The organism is Rhodococcus sp. G6(2025) (assembly GCF_058628105.1).
The window spans coordinates 3300078-3312665 of record NZ_CP179750.1; the positions used below are offsets into that span (position 1 = coordinate 3300078).

The window sequence follows — 12588 nt, forward strand, 5'->3', positions numbered from 1 at the left end:
CGAAAGGCCTGCTGTGACGAATTCCCTGCTGTTCGATCCGACCTCCTACGATCCCGAGCATTTCGATCCGGAGACGCGCAGACTGCTGCGGGCGCTGATCGAGTGGTTCGAGTCGCGGGGCAAGAAGCGGCTGCTCGAGGACGATCTCGAGGCCGTGTGGCCCGACGACTTCCTGGAGTTCGTGAAACGGGAGAAGCTGTTCGCGAAGTTCCTCACCCCCGCCGACCTGGCGGGCGGCGATCCGGACAAGCGCTGGGATGCCGCACGCAACGCCGCCCTCAGTGAGATCTTCGGTTTCTACGGTCTGGCGTACTGGTACGCGTGGCAGGTGACCATCCTGGGTCTCGGCCCCATCTGGATGAGCGGGAACCGCGCCGCAAAGGAACGGGCCGCGGAGCTCCTCGACGACGGCGGGGTGCTGGCGTTCGGTCTGTCGGAGAAGGAACACGGCGCGGACGTCTACTCGACGGACATGCTGCTGACCCCCGCCGACAACGACCCGGATCTCGCGTTCACCGCGAGCGGCGACAAGTACTACATCGGCAACGGCAACGTAGCGGGCATGGTGTCGGTGTTCGGCAGGCGCACCGATGTGGAGGGCAGCGACGGGTACGTCTTCTTCGTCGCGGACAGCCGCCACCCGGCATACCACCTGCAGGGTAATGTGGTGCACGGCCAGATGTACGTCAGCACGTTCCGGCTCAAGGACTACCCGGTGCGGGAAGAGGACATTCTCCATACGGGGGTGGCTGCGTTCGAGGCGGCGCTCAACACGGTCAACGTCGGCAAGTTCAACCTGTGCACAGGATCCATCGGGATCTCCGAGCACGCGTTCTACGAGTCGATCACTCACGCGCACAACAGGATTCTGTACGGCAACCCCGTCACCGACTTCGCGCACGTGCGCGGAAACTTCGTCGACGCCTACAGCCGGCTGATCGCGATGAAGCTGTTCAGCGCGCGCTCCGTCGACTACTTCCGCAGCGCGAGTCTCGACGACCGCCGGTACCTGCTGTTCAATCCGATGACGAAGGCGAAGGTCACCTCCGAAGGGGAGAAGGTGATCGCGCTCCTGCACGACGTGATCGCGGCGAAGGGCTACGAGAAGAACACCTACTTCCGCGAGGCCGCCCAGTTGATCGGCACTCTGCCGAAGCTCGAGGGCACGGTGCACGTCAACGTCGGCCTCATCCTCAAGTTCATGCCGAACTACCTGCTCAACCCGGCCGAGTACCCGGAGATCGGCACCCGGCTCGACGCCGCCGACGATGCCTTCTTCTGGGCGCAGGGCCCGACCCGCGGCGCCGGCAGGATTCAGTTCCACGACTGGACGAAGACCTACGAGGCGCACTCGGACGTCCCCAACGTGTCCCGGTTCCACGAGCAGGCGACCGCGCTGAGGGAACTGCTCACCACCGCCCCGCCCGACGCGGCCCAGCAGAAGGATCTCGACTTCCTGCTCGACCTCGGGCACCTGTTCTCGCTCGTGGTCTACGGGCACCTGATTCTCGAGCAGGCCGCGATCGCCGGTATCGACCGTGATCTGATCGACCAGATCTTCGACTTCCAGATCCGCGATTTCTCCGGGTATGCCGTTGCGCTGCACGGTAAATCGTCCGCCACCGAGGCGCAGCAGAAGTGGGCACTCGGTGCGATTCGCCGTCCCGTGGTGGACGCGGAGCGGTTCGCGCGGGTGTGGGCACAGGTGGAGAACTACGACGGCGCCTACGAAATGCGGCCGTAGACAGGGCTCTACGAGGGTGGGGTGGCGTCATCCCTCGGGGTGCCGGTTGCGCCCCCTGGGGTACCTGTTCCGGTGGGTGCGATCGGCGCATTCTTATGTGGCAAGCAAAACCCCACCCCCACAGAAAGATCCACACATGGCACACACCCTCAAGCGCACCCTTTCCGCTCTCGCCATCGCGGGCTTCGCCCTCACAGCCGGAGCGGGAATCGCCTCGGCTGATCCGGGTGGCAACGGCGGCACGGCGCCGGGCGGCACCTCGCAGGGCGGTAACGGTGGCACCTCTCAGGGCGGCGCCGGCGGCGCCGGCGGCAACGGTTCCGGTGGGAACGTCGTCCTCGGCGGTCCGGTTATCGGCAGCCCGGGCACGACCACCGGACCCCAGAACGCGGGCAACGGCGGCAATGGTGGCAACGGTGGCAACGCCGGGGATGCCAACGGAGGGAACGCCGGGGATGCGAATGGTGGCGCCGCAAACGGAGGCGCAGGTGCGGGCGACACGACGACCACGGAAAACACCGAGAACTGCGGATTCGTCTTCTGCTGGTGACCGAGTCGTGATCGCTCGATCTTGCTGAACAGCCCGAGGGGCCGTCACCGCCAGGTGCCGGCCCCTCGGCGCCACACCTGTACCGCCTTCCCGCCTCCCCGGCACCACGCACTGTGAAAGGTTCTTCCCATGTCGACGTCCTTCGGCTTCTCCACTGTCCTCACACGCACGGGTGCCACCGTCGCGGCCGCGTTCTTCGTCCTCGCGGCGGGCGCCGGCATCGCGTCGGCGGCCCCGGACGTCCCGTCCGATGACCCTTCCGTCAGTACCGTTGCCCCCGGACAGAACGCCCAGGGCGGCAATGTCGACATCGGCGGCCCGCATGTCGGGCCGATCGCCGTGGACGGCATCAAGGCCGGCCCAGGCGGAGCGAATGTCGGCGGCTACGACTTCGGCGGCGGCCAGGGGCAACTCTGGGGGTGACGGGATTCGCACCCCAGGGTGCCTGGTAGCGCCGGCCCGGGCGCCGCATTCTGAACTGGCAGTAGAGAATACCCTCCAGTCGCGAGCGGACCGGACAGGTCGATTCGTCGCGGCGAGGACCCCGGAACCGGAACTCACGAGGCGAAGAATCCGGGGTCCTCTCGAACTGGCACTCTCGGGTGCCGAGTGCTAAATTAGCGATGCACAGTGAATCTGGCTGCCCGTCGGGGTGGCGGGCGCCTCGAGTGATGTGGGAGGTGTGTTGCTGTGCTTCGCTTCGATCCTTTCAACGACCTCGAATCCATGACCAAGAGTCTGCTCGGCACGGAAACCGGAACCGCACGGGTCCCGCGATTCATGCCGATGGATCTGTACAAGGTCGACGACCACTACGTCCTGCACGCCGACCTGCCGGGCGTCGATCCGGGTTCCGTCGACGTCAGTGTCGACAACGGCACGCTCACCCTGACGGCTCATCGCAGCGCGCCGTCCGAGGAGAACGTGCAGTGGATCGCGTCCGAGCGGTTCAGCGGAACGTTCCGGCGCCAGCTGTCGCTCGGCGACGGCGTCGACCCGGACCGCATCTCGGCGTCCTACGAGAACGGTGTCCTGAGCGTGACCATCCCGCTCGCCGAACGGGCGAAGCCGCGGCGGATCGAGGTCTCCAGCCTCGGAACCGGCGAGCATCGCACGATCGAGGCGGGTCCCGCGAGCGAGACGGACTGACGCTGCAGCGGAACATCTGCTGTGTCGAAGCCCCCTCGACGAGGGGGCTTCGGCGTGCCCACGTCCACCCACCCCAGGGGTGGAAAGGGCAACACCTCCGGGTGCACCGGCCACCACTGGGGGTCCTGGTCGGGTCGGACCGTGCGCGGCACAGTAGAGAGAACAAGCAAGAACGTAACGCTTCACCAGCCGCGAGCGAAGAAACCGAGGAGGCCATCATGACGAACACCCCGGTTGCACACGAGCACGAGGGCCGGCGCCTCACGGTCAGGACCGACGACGGGATCGCACTCGCGGTTCGCGAGTTCGGTTCGCCCGACGCAGCCACCACAGTGGTGTTCGTTCACGGTCACTGCCTGCGCACCGAGTCCTGGTGGGCGCTGCGCAAGCAGCTGGTCCGCTTCTGGCGCAACGACGTTCGCATGGTCTTCTACGATCACCGCGGACACGGCGAGTCCGGGGAGGCGCCGGCAGCCACCTACACGATCGATCAGCTCGGCCGCGACCTCGGCTCCGTGCTCGATGCCGTCGCACCGCATGGCCCGGTCGTCCTCGTCGGGCACTCGATGGGCGGAATGACCGCGCTGTCCTACACCCGGCAGAACCCGCACACGATCGGTTCGCGGATCGTCGGCATGGCCCTGATCTCCACCGCGGCGTGCGATCTCGCCGAGGCCGGTCTCGGACGGCACCTGCGGAGCCCCGCGGTGTCGCTGTTCCGCACCGCGGTGCGCCGGGCACCCCGGGTCGTGCACGGATCGAAGCGCGTGGGACGCACCGTCTGCACGGCGATCGCCCGTGCGGCAGGCGCCCGCAACCGGGTCGTCGATCCTCGCCTGGCGGCGCTGGTCGCGGCCATGGCCAACACCACGTCCGTCGTCACCATGTCGAGCTTCCTCGAATCCCTGCTCGGGTTCGACGAGCGGCATTCCCTCGCCGCGCTGGCTCACATTCCGTCGCTGATCCTGTGCGGCTCGGTGGACATGCTCACCCCGCTCCAGCATTCCGTCGCGATGGCCTCGAAGCTCCCCGCCTCGGAACTCGTGAGCGTCGACGGGGCCGGCCACTCGGTGATCCTCGAACGTGCCGCCGACGTCGCACTCGCGATCATCGGCCTCGTCGAGCGAATCGCACACGGTGAGACTGCCGCTTTCGACCGCGAACTGATGGCCGTCGGCTGATCAGAGATCGCGCTCGTTGATGATGCCGCTGCGCATGGCCCGTTCGGCCAGGCTGACCCGCTTCTGATTCTGCGGGAGATCGCCGACGCCGAACTTCGCGAACAACGCCCGGAGGTGAGTCTTGATAGCGTCGACACTGAGAAACAGTTCCTGGGCGATCTGCTGATTCGACGCCGGATTCGCGAACGCGGCGCCGTGCTTGTACGGCCGGCACAGTGCCGTGAGGACCGCCCGCTGGGTGTCGGTGAGGGACCGGACATCGGGCATGTCGGTGCCCATCCGGGTGGCCTCGTCGAGAGAGCCGCCGAATTCCAGGTACCGGATCTTCGTTCCCCCGATGCGGATGCTGTCGCCCTGGCGGAGCCGCCGACGCCCCGCGAGACGCTCGCCGTTGACGAAGGTGCCGTTGCGGGAGAGCCCGTCGTCGAGGATGGTCCAGTGCGAGCCGACGCATTCGAGGACGGCATGGAGACGTGAGACCTCGTCGTCCTCGGTGAGGAGCAGATCGGAACCGGGCGACCGTCCGATCGTGACGCGCGCGGAAGTGGGGGAGAGGTCCACGGTGTGGTGGTGACCCTCCCGGTCGGAATAACTCAGTCGAGACTCAACGGCTCGGTCCACGGCGACACCCCTTCGGCACGCTTCCATCGTGCCCCGCCGCGTGTCCTCTGAGCAAGATCAAGAGCGGAAATCGCCGATCACGGATCAGTTCTCGGAGCCCGCGGCGTCCAGGGTGCTGCCGAACGCGCACACGGCGAGCTCCTCGAGCGCCGGATCCTGCCCGGCATGCTCGGGTACCTGCATGGCGAGCAGGGTGTTGAGGAGCATTCCGTTGGCGATGAAGATGCGCGCCCGTTCCGGGCTGCACCCGGTGCGCGTGCGGATCTGCGTGTAGAGCCGGGACATCCAGTCGCGGGCCAGCGCGCCGATCTCCGGGTTCGCGCCGGAGGTGAAGCCGTGCATCATCACGAGCAGGAGGTCGCGGTCCTCGAGCAGTTCGGCGTACGCGATGCCCATCGGGAGCCACGGCTCGTCGTTCTCCGGGGCGGCGGCGACATCGTCGAAGTACGGCTCGAAGGTGTCCATGATCCGACGCATCGCGCGGTCGAAGACGTCGGCGAACAGCCGCGACTTCGAACCGAACATGCGCACCACGTAGGGCTGGGACACGCCCGCCTCGCGTGCGACGGCGTCGGTGCTGGTGCCGTGATAGCCGTCCCTGGCGAACGCGCGGGAGGCGGCGGCCAGGACGAGTTCGCGACGTTCGGTCGCGCTCATGCGGGTCTGTTTCACGGGCGATGCCATGTTGACATGTTATCAGTCGATTACTAGTCTTCGAAATAAGTAATCATCTGATGCTTACAACTTCCTTCTTCCCGTACTCACGACTCGGATACGAGGACCCGTCATGACGACACTCTCCGAACGCCTGGAACACCAATCGGCGGCGCCTCCCTCGGGACGGGGCCACGGCCGGCTGGTGCCGGTATGGCTGGCGATCGTCGCCGCCTCGATACCGATGTTCATGGCCACACTCGACAATCTGGTGATGACCAGCGCCCTGCCGGTGATCCAGCGCGACCTCGGGGCGTCGGTGGGGCAGTTGCAGTGGTTCATGAACGCGTACACACTCGCCTTCGCGACGTTGATGCTGACGCTGTCGGCGCTGGGGGACCGCCTCGGCCGTCGCCGTGTATTCCTCTGGGGCATAGTGCTCTTCGCGCTGGCCTCGATTGCATCGGCGCTGTCGACCACCTCCGAGATGCTGATCGCCGCGCGCGCCGTCCAGGGCGTCGGCGCGGCCGCGATCATGCCGCTCTCCCTCACCCTGCTGGCCGGTGCCGTGCCGCTCGCCAAGCGCGCCCTCGCCATCGGGATCTGGGGCGGCGTCTCCGGACTGGGCGTCGCCCTCGGCCCCGTGGTCGGCGGCGCCGTCGTCGACGGGGTGTCGTGGCAGGCCGTGTTCTGGATCAACGTTCCTGTCGCAGCGGTCGCGATTCCGTTGGCGCTGTACGCGCTCGGCGAGTCGAAGGGAAAGCGGCAGCCGCTGGATCCGCTCGGCGTCGTCCTGGCCGGAGCCGCCGTGTTCCTCGGAGTCTGGGGCATCGTGCACGGCAACGACGACGGCTGGACCAGCGCCACGGTGCTCGGTGCTCTCGTCGCATCGGCGGTGTTGCTCGCGGCGTTCGTGGTGCGCGAGTTGCGCACACCCTTCCCCGTGATGCCGCTGCGACTGTTCCGGTCCCGGCAGTTCTCCCTGGCCAACGTCATCGGGCTGACGTTCACGCTGGGAATGATGGGCGCCGTCTTCCTCCTGTCGCAGTACCTCCAGATCGTCATGGGGTACTCCCCGTTCGAGGCCGGCCTGCGAACCTTGCCGTGGACCGCCGCACCCATGCTGGTGGCGCCGATCGCAGGCCTGCTTGCGCCACGGCTGGGTGTCCGGACCCTCCTCGTCACCGGACTGGTCCTGCAGGGGTTGTCGCTGCTGTGGATGGCGTCGCTCGTCGTCCCCGGCGCCACGTACGGCAGCATGATTCCGGCGTTCGTGATGGCGGGCGCAGGGATGGGTCTGACGTTCGCCCCCAACGCGACCGCCGTCCTCGCCGACATGCCCGAGGCCGACCACGGCACGGCTAGTTCGACCAACGCGACACTCCGTGAGATCGGAGTCGCGCTGGGGATCGCTCTGCTGACCGCGGTGTTCCTCGGTGCGGGCGGCAGCCTGACACCGACGGGATACGTCGACGCCCTCGCACCCGCTCTGTACGTGGGAGCCGGATTCGTGGCGGTCGCGGTCGTCGCCGCGGCCCTCATGCCGGGACGATCCAAGGCCGTCCTGGCGTCGACGTGACCGTGGTGGGGGTCAGTCCTGCCAGCCCGGCCGGACCAGCCCCCACTCGTACGCCATGACCACCAGTTGCGTGCGGTCGCGGGCGCCGAGTTTCAACAGAATTCGGCTGACGTGGGTGCGGGCGGTGGCGGGGCTCAGGAACAACCGTGAGCCGATCTCGGCGTTGGTGAGTCCCTCTGCGATCAGGATCATCACCTCGCGTTCGCGGTCGGTCAGGTCGTCGAGACGGGTGCGCTGCGGCGGCCGTTTGGCGTGGGTCGCGAACTCCGCGACCAGCTTCCGCGTCACCGACGGTGACAGCAGGGCGTCCCCGCCCGCCACCACGCGGACCGCCCGCACCAGTTCGGCGGGTTCGGTGTGTTTGACGAGGAAACCCGTTGCTCCCGCGCGCATCGCCTCGAACACGTACTCGTCCAGTTCGAACGTGGTGAGCACCACCACCCGCACGCCGGACAGCGCGGGATCGGCGGCGATACGCCGGGTCGCCTCCAGCCCGTCGAGCACCGGCATCCGGATGTCCATGAGGACGACATCGGGGACCAGCGAGCGAGTCAGGCTCACCGCCTGCTCACCGTTCTCGGCCTGACCGGCCACGGTGACATCGGCCTGCGCGTCGAGCAGGGCGGCGAACCCCGCCCGCACGAGGGCCTGGTCGTCGGCGACGAGCACGCGAATCGTCATGTCCGGCCCGCCGTGTCCCCGCCGAAGGGGAGCGTCGCCTGCACCCGGAAGCCGCCGACCGGTCCGATCCCGGCGGTCAGCTCACCACCCAGAGCGCGTGCGCGTTCCCGCATGCCGGGGATGCCGTTCCCGCCGCCACCGGTGGCCGTGCCGACGGGACCCCGGCCGTCGTCGTCGATCCGGACGCGGACGAACGTGGGCGCGTACGACACGGTCACGTCGGCCGACGAGCTCCCGGAATGGCGGGCCACGTTGGTCAGCGACTCCTGGACGATCCGCGCCGCAGCCACGTCGACCACGGCCGGCAGCGGCCTCGGTGCGCCTTCGACGACGGTCGTCACCGCGAGGCCCGCGGCACGGGCGCGCTCGACCACACCGTCCAGGTCCCCGAGCCCGGCGGTGGGCGCGATCGGCGGGTGGTCCTCGCCGCCCCGCAGCGATGCCAGCAGCGCATGGACGTCGCCGATCGCGTCGCGGCTCGCGACCTTGATCGCGGACAGCGCCTCCTGCGACTGTTCAGGTCTGCTGTCCCACAGCTCGAGTGCGACCGACGCCTGCACGTTGATCATCGAGAGGCTGTGTGCCAGAACGTCGTGCAGTTCGCGGGCGATCGCGAGCCGCTCCTCGCTGGCCCGTCGACGCTGCTCGTCCAGGACGCTGCGCCTCGCCGCCTCGGCGCGTTGCCTGCGGGCGTCGAGCGTCCCGCGGCGCTGACGGATGATCTCGGCGGCGGCGAGGAGCACCAGCAGCCACGCGGCGATGCCGGTGAGGGCGGCGAGTGACGGCGCCTCGGCAGACGACACGGCGGGCACGGCGAAGACGATCAGGGCGTAGCCGATCGCGAGAACCGGATAGGTGAGCCATCGGGATCCGGCCGTCGCGGCGCCGAGAAACGCGACGACGAGCGACAGGAAGACCGGGCCGTACCCGTATCCCCGCGCGACGTAGAGGACCGTGACGGCCAGGACGACGAACAGGACCGCGACAGGACGCCGTCGCCGGAAGACCAGCGCGACCGGACCGCACACCAGCAACACGAAGCCGGCGGCGTCCAACGGCTCCGCCCACGACTGGTTGTGGTTGGCGCCGATACTGCCGACCACCTGCACGATCGCGACGCCCAGGGCGATCAGGAGGTCCCGCGGGGCGATCGACGTGTCCCTCCGGTCAGTGCGCACCACCCGAACGTAGACCCGATCCGGCGAGCCTGTCATCGTCCGCGACGCGTACACGAGAAGACGCGCGCAGACGGATGTGCGCGACTCGCGCCGAGCCGACGCTGGAGGCATGACTTCCGACATCGTGGTCACCGACAGGTTGACCAAACGCTACGGCGAACACACGGCGGTCGACGCCGTCAGCCTGACCGTGCGGGCAGGGGAGGTGTACGGGTTCCTCGGACCGAACGGCGCAGGCAAGACCACCACGCTGCGCATGCTCACCGGTCTGGTCCGGCCGACCTCCGGGAGCGCGACACTCTTCGGGCGTCCACCCGGGGACAGCGCGGTGGCGGTGCGCACCGGCGTCCTGATCGAGGGACCCGGCTTCTTCCCCTACCTGTCCGGTCGCGACAACCTGCGGGTGCTGAGCAGATACCGCCGACTGCCGGACGACGCGGCGGAATCCGCGCTGCACCGGGTGGGGCTGCGCGAGCGGGGACACGACCGTTTCCGCACCTACTCGCTCGGGATGAAGCAGCGGCTCGGTGTCGCGGCCGCACTCCTCGGCGAACCCGATCTGCTGATCCTCGACGAACCCACCAACGGTCTCGACCCGGCCGGCATGGCCGAGATGCGGGAACTGATAGTCGAACTCGCGCACTCCGGGCATTCGGTGCTGCTCTCCAGCCACATGCTCAGCGAGGTCCAGGAGATCTGCGACCGCGTCGGGGTGATCTCGCGCGGGGAGTTGATCGCACAGTCCACCGTGGCCGAACTACGGGGAGACACCAGCCTGCTGGTGCGAGCCGATCCGAGGGAACGAGCGGCAGCGGTGCTCGCGGAACTACTGGGACACGACGTCGTCGACACGGTGGGCGACGCCCTCACACTTGCGGTGTCGCCGGACCTGGCGCCGAAGGTGGCCCGTGTTCTCGTCGACGCGGGAATCGACGTGCACGAACTGGCCCGGCGGGAACGATCGCTCGAGGACGTCTTCTTCGACCTGACGTCGGACGTCACCGCCGGCGACCACACGAGCAACGATGCGAGGAGAGCGTCATGAACGCAGTGATCGCCAGCACGCGGGCCGAGCTTCTGCGACTACGGAAATGGCCGTCGATGTGGGTGCCGCTCGCCGCGTGGATCGTGCTCAACCTGGTCTTCGTCTATCTGTTCAACTACATTACGTTCGCGACCGGCGGCACCACCGACATGGCGTCGTCCGCACCCCCGGACGTGCTGCTCGCGCAGATGCTGCCCTCGGCGGTGCCCCAGGTGTTCACCCAGGGCATGGCCATGTTCGGGGGCGCACTGATGCTCATCCTCGGCGCCCTCACCATCGGCAGCGGCTACGGGTGGGGGACGTGGAAGACCGTATTCACCCAGGGACCTCCACGATCGGCCGCGCTCACCGGAACCCTGCTCGCTCTGCTGATCGTGGTGATCGGACTCGTTCTCACGGTGGCGGCCGTCGATCTCGGGGTGGCCTCGGTCATCGCCGTGGTCGAATCGGAGTCGGCGAGTCTTCCTGCCGCGGATGCGATGCTGAAGGCGCTCGCCTCCGGGGTGCTCATCCTCGGGATGTGGACCGCCGCCGGTGTCCTCGTCGGCGCTCTCGCACGGGGGCCGGCGTTGTCGGTCGGTCTCGGACTGGTGTGGGTGCTGGTGGTCGAAAACCTCCTCCGCGGGGTCGCGGCCGTCCTCGACCCCGTGTCGGTGGTGACGGACTTCCTGCCCGGCACCGCCGCGGGCTCGCTCGCCGGATCGCTCCGAGACTTCGGCGGTGACACCACCCCCGGTGTCCTGAACATCCTCGACGGAGGCACGTCCGTGGTTCTCCTGGCCGGGTACGTCGCCGCGTCCGCGCTGGGAACGGTCTGGCTCGTCCGCCGGCGCGACGTGAACTGACCGCGCGAGGCGGCGGCTCAGAACAGCGGGCCGCCGCCGAACGGTTCCCGGTGTGAGGGAGGGGTCCGGCCCTGGGTGTCGGTGATGCCGTATTCGACGGCCAGCTCCGCCGTGACGAAGGTGTGGCCGCTGCGCTGAGGAAGGGTCGGGTCCGCGGTCAGGGCGCAGATCACCTCGCCGATGAACTCGGGGGACTCGGCGTCCGCGACGGGAAAGCCGGCGATGGTCTCGAGGCCGCTGGCAACGATCATCTCCGTCCGGACGATGCCCGGCCACAGCGAGACCGCGCGCACGTCGTGCGGAGCCAGCTCCGCCGCCATGTCGCTGGCCATCTTGTCCAGCCCGGCCTTGGACATGCCGTACAGCACCGAGTGCAGATGCCCGCGGGTCCCGAACGACGAGATGTTCGCGATCAACCCGGAGCGGCGGGGCACCATCATCCGCGCAGCCTCCACGGACGCGACGTAATGGGCGCGCAGTCCGACACCGATCAGCGAGTCCCAGTCGTCCAGCGGCCGCTCCCAGAACGGCGTGCTGAACCCGCCGAATCCCTTGGGCGCCGCCCACACGTTGTTGACCAGCAGGTCGAGTCGGCCGGCCTGCTCCTCCGAGATCCGGGCGAACAGCGCACGCACATCTGCGTCTTCGCGGTGATCGCAGGCCACCGCGATGCCGGTCCCACCGGCACCGGTGACCGTTCGCGCCGACACCGACAGCGGGCTGTCGTCCGTCACCGGGCCGCGCCCGGTGACGTAGACGGTCCACCCGGCGGCTCCCAGCGCCGTCGCCACACCCTTGCCGACGCCGCGGCTCCCCCCGGTGACCAGGGCTACCCCGGCGCTCACTGGACGACCACCGTGTCCTGGGTGAGCGGGCGGGTGATCGACCATCGAGTGGTGAAGTGGCATCGTGACATTCGCCAGCCGCCGTCCTCGAGACGGTAAGCGTCGTCGTACTCGCCGGAGGACACGGTCTCCGTCCCCTTCAGCAGATCGACCTGGCGGAACTTCAGCGTCCACGCGCCCGACGCCTCGGTGTTGCTGTGCATCACGATGTCCGGATGGAAGCCGTGGTGCATGTCGAGGATCACGTGCTTGCCGTCCACTTCGTGGAGCGCGATCCTGCGGAAGATGTCCGTGAGCCGGTCGGCGTCGTCGAACCGGCCGAGCGGACCGAAGTCGATCGACGCCCCGGTCGAGACGAAGCAGGCACGGAACGCGTCCGGATCCTTGCCGTCGCACGCTCGCCAGTAGCGGTACTTGAGCGCCTTGATCGCGTCGATCCGCTCCAGGTCCGCCAGACGCTGCTCCACCGAGCGTTCGTCCACGCCGCCGTCCTCCCGTTGCCGTTCACCGTGTCGG

Annotated in this window: 14 protein-coding genes; 8 read left to right on the forward strand and 6 right to left on the reverse strand. The window is 68.4% G+C overall.

All coding sequences use genetic code 11. The features are described from left to right. Positions 1-13 precede the first annotated feature (13 nt). The 5 genes from ACLIVD_RS15065 (at position 14) to ACLIVD_RS15085 (ending at position 4624) form a co-directional block, all read left to right on the forward strand. Positions 14-1744, forward strand: a complete 1731-nt coding sequence (locus ACLIVD_RS15065; protein ID WP_491932643.1) for an acyl-CoA dehydrogenase family protein — start codon at positions 14-16, stop codon at positions 1742-1744. A gap of 136 nt (positions 1745-1880) precedes the next feature. Then, positions 1881-2294, forward strand: a complete 414-nt coding sequence (locus ACLIVD_RS15070) for a hypothetical protein (RefSeq protein WP_105419312.1) — start codon at positions 1881-1883, stop codon at positions 2292-2294. Between the two features lie 129 nt (positions 2295-2423). Beyond that, a complete protein-coding gene (locus tag ACLIVD_RS15075) occupies positions 2424-2717 on the forward strand; it encodes a hypothetical protein (RefSeq protein WP_105419310.1) in 294 nt (97 codons plus the stop codon). A 267-nt stretch (positions 2718-2984) separates the two neighbouring features. Beyond that, positions 2985-3443: an Hsp20/alpha crystallin family protein gene (locus tag ACLIVD_RS15080; protein WP_280784632.1), complete on the forward strand. Its 459-nt coding sequence runs from the start codon at positions 2985-2987 to the stop codon at positions 3441-3443. Between the two features lie 218 nt (positions 3444-3661). Beyond that, the gene (locus ACLIVD_RS15085; RefSeq protein WP_280784633.1) at positions 3662-4624 is read left to right on the forward strand and encodes an alpha/beta fold hydrolase; all 963 of its coding nucleotides are present in this window, start codon (positions 3662-3664) and stop codon (positions 4622-4624) included. Here the strand turns inward: ACLIVD_RS15085 and ACLIVD_RS15090 are convergent, their stop codons facing one another. Both ACLIVD_RS15090 and ACLIVD_RS15095 read right to left on the reverse strand, forming a co-directional pair. Next, positions 4625-5272, reverse strand: coding sequence for an FHA domain-containing protein (locus ACLIVD_RS15090; protein WP_011598466.1), 648 nt, complete (start codon positions 5270-5272; stop codon positions 4625-4627). A 57-nt stretch (positions 5273-5329) separates the two neighbouring features. Beyond that, positions 5330-5929, reverse strand: a complete 600-nt coding sequence (locus tag ACLIVD_RS15095; RefSeq protein WP_283334756.1) for a TetR/AcrR family transcriptional regulator — start codon at positions 5927-5929, stop codon at positions 5330-5332. A gap of 103 nt (positions 5930-6032) precedes the next feature. Between ACLIVD_RS15095 and ACLIVD_RS15100 the strand changes: the two genes are divergently transcribed. Beyond that, positions 6033-7478, forward strand: a complete 1446-nt coding sequence (locus ACLIVD_RS15100) for a DHA2 family efflux MFS transporter permease subunit (RefSeq protein ID WP_283334755.1) — start codon at positions 6033-6035, stop codon at positions 7476-7478. 12 nt (positions 7479-7490) lie between these two features. On the opposite strand, the gene ACLIVD_RS15105 is transcribed toward ACLIVD_RS15100, so the two are convergent. Both ACLIVD_RS15105 and ACLIVD_RS15110 read right to left on the reverse strand, forming a co-directional pair. Continuing rightward, positions 7491-8159, reverse strand: coding sequence for a response regulator transcription factor (locus ACLIVD_RS15105; RefSeq protein ID WP_280784636.1), 669 nt, complete (start codon positions 8157-8159; stop codon positions 7491-7493). Further along, on the reverse strand, positions 8156-9337 hold the full coding sequence (locus tag ACLIVD_RS15110; protein ID WP_283334754.1) for a sensor histidine kinase: 1182 nt from the start codon (positions 9335-9337) through the stop codon (positions 8156-8158). Before ACLIVD_RS15110 ends, ACLIVD_RS15105 begins: the two co-directional genes overlap by 4 nt. Before the next feature lie 109 nt (positions 9338-9446). On the opposite strand from ACLIVD_RS15110, the gene ACLIVD_RS15115 reads away from it, so the two are divergent. Continuing rightward, positions 9447-10382 (forward strand): ABC transporter ATP-binding protein, encoded by a 936-nt coding sequence (locus ACLIVD_RS15115; RefSeq protein ID WP_283334753.1) that lies wholly within the window; start codon positions 9447-9449, stop codon positions 10380-10382. After that, positions 10379-11227: an ABC-2 transporter permease gene (locus tag ACLIVD_RS15120; protein ID WP_317571351.1), complete on the forward strand. Its 849-nt coding sequence runs from the start codon at positions 10379-10381 to the stop codon at positions 11225-11227. The genes ACLIVD_RS15115 and ACLIVD_RS15120 overlap by 4 nt, the downstream gene beginning before the upstream one ends. A 17-nt stretch (positions 11228-11244) precedes the next feature. On the opposite strand, the gene ACLIVD_RS15125 is transcribed toward ACLIVD_RS15120, so the two are convergent. Both ACLIVD_RS15125 and ACLIVD_RS15130 read right to left on the reverse strand, forming a co-directional pair. Continuing rightward, a complete protein-coding gene (locus ACLIVD_RS15125; RefSeq protein WP_283334751.1) occupies positions 11245-12072 on the reverse strand; it encodes an SDR family NAD(P)-dependent oxidoreductase in 828 nt (275 codons plus the stop codon). After that, on the reverse strand, positions 12069-12554 hold the full coding sequence (locus ACLIVD_RS15130) for a nuclear transport factor 2 family protein (protein ID WP_283334750.1): 486 nt from the start codon (positions 12552-12554) through the stop codon (positions 12069-12071). Before ACLIVD_RS15130 ends, ACLIVD_RS15125 begins: the two co-directional genes overlap by 4 nt. Positions 12555-12588: the final 34 nt, after the last annotated feature.

Bases quoted from the DNA above. Each gene is read 5' to 3' on its own strand.
- ACLIVD_RS15120 (WP_317571351.1), top strand. From the start codon at position 10,379: ATGAACGCAGTGATCGCCAGCACGCGGGCCGAGCTTCTGCGACTACGG.
- ACLIVD_RS15090 (WP_011598466.1), bottom strand. From the start codon at position 5,272: ATGGAAGCGTGCCGAAGGGGTGTCGCCGTGGACCGAGCCGTTGAGTCT.
- ACLIVD_RS15100 (WP_283334755.1), top strand. From the start codon at position 6,033: ATGACGACACTCTCCGAACGCCTGGAACACCAATCGGCGGCGCCTCCC.
- ACLIVD_RS15105 (WP_280784636.1), bottom strand. From the start codon at position 8,159: ATGACGATTCGCGTGCTCGTCGCCGACGACCAGGCCCTCGTGCGGGCG.
- ACLIVD_RS15075 (WP_105419310.1), top strand. From the start codon at position 2,424: ATGTCGACGTCCTTCGGCTTCTCCACTGTCCTCACACGCACGGGTGCC.
- ACLIVD_RS15085 (WP_280784633.1), top strand. From the start codon at position 3,662: ATGACGAACACCCCGGTTGCACACGAGCACGAGGGCCGGCGCCTCACG.
- ACLIVD_RS15070 (WP_105419312.1), top strand. From the start codon at position 1,881: ATGGCACACACCCTCAAGCGCACCCTTTCCGCTCTCGCCATCGCGGGC.
- ACLIVD_RS15095 (WP_283334756.1), bottom strand. From the start codon at position 5,929: ATGGCATCGCCCGTGAAACAGACCCGCATGAGCGCGACCGAACGTCGC.
- ACLIVD_RS15115 (WP_283334753.1), top strand. From the start codon at position 9,447: ATGACTTCCGACATCGTGGTCACCGACAGGTTGACCAAACGCTACGGC.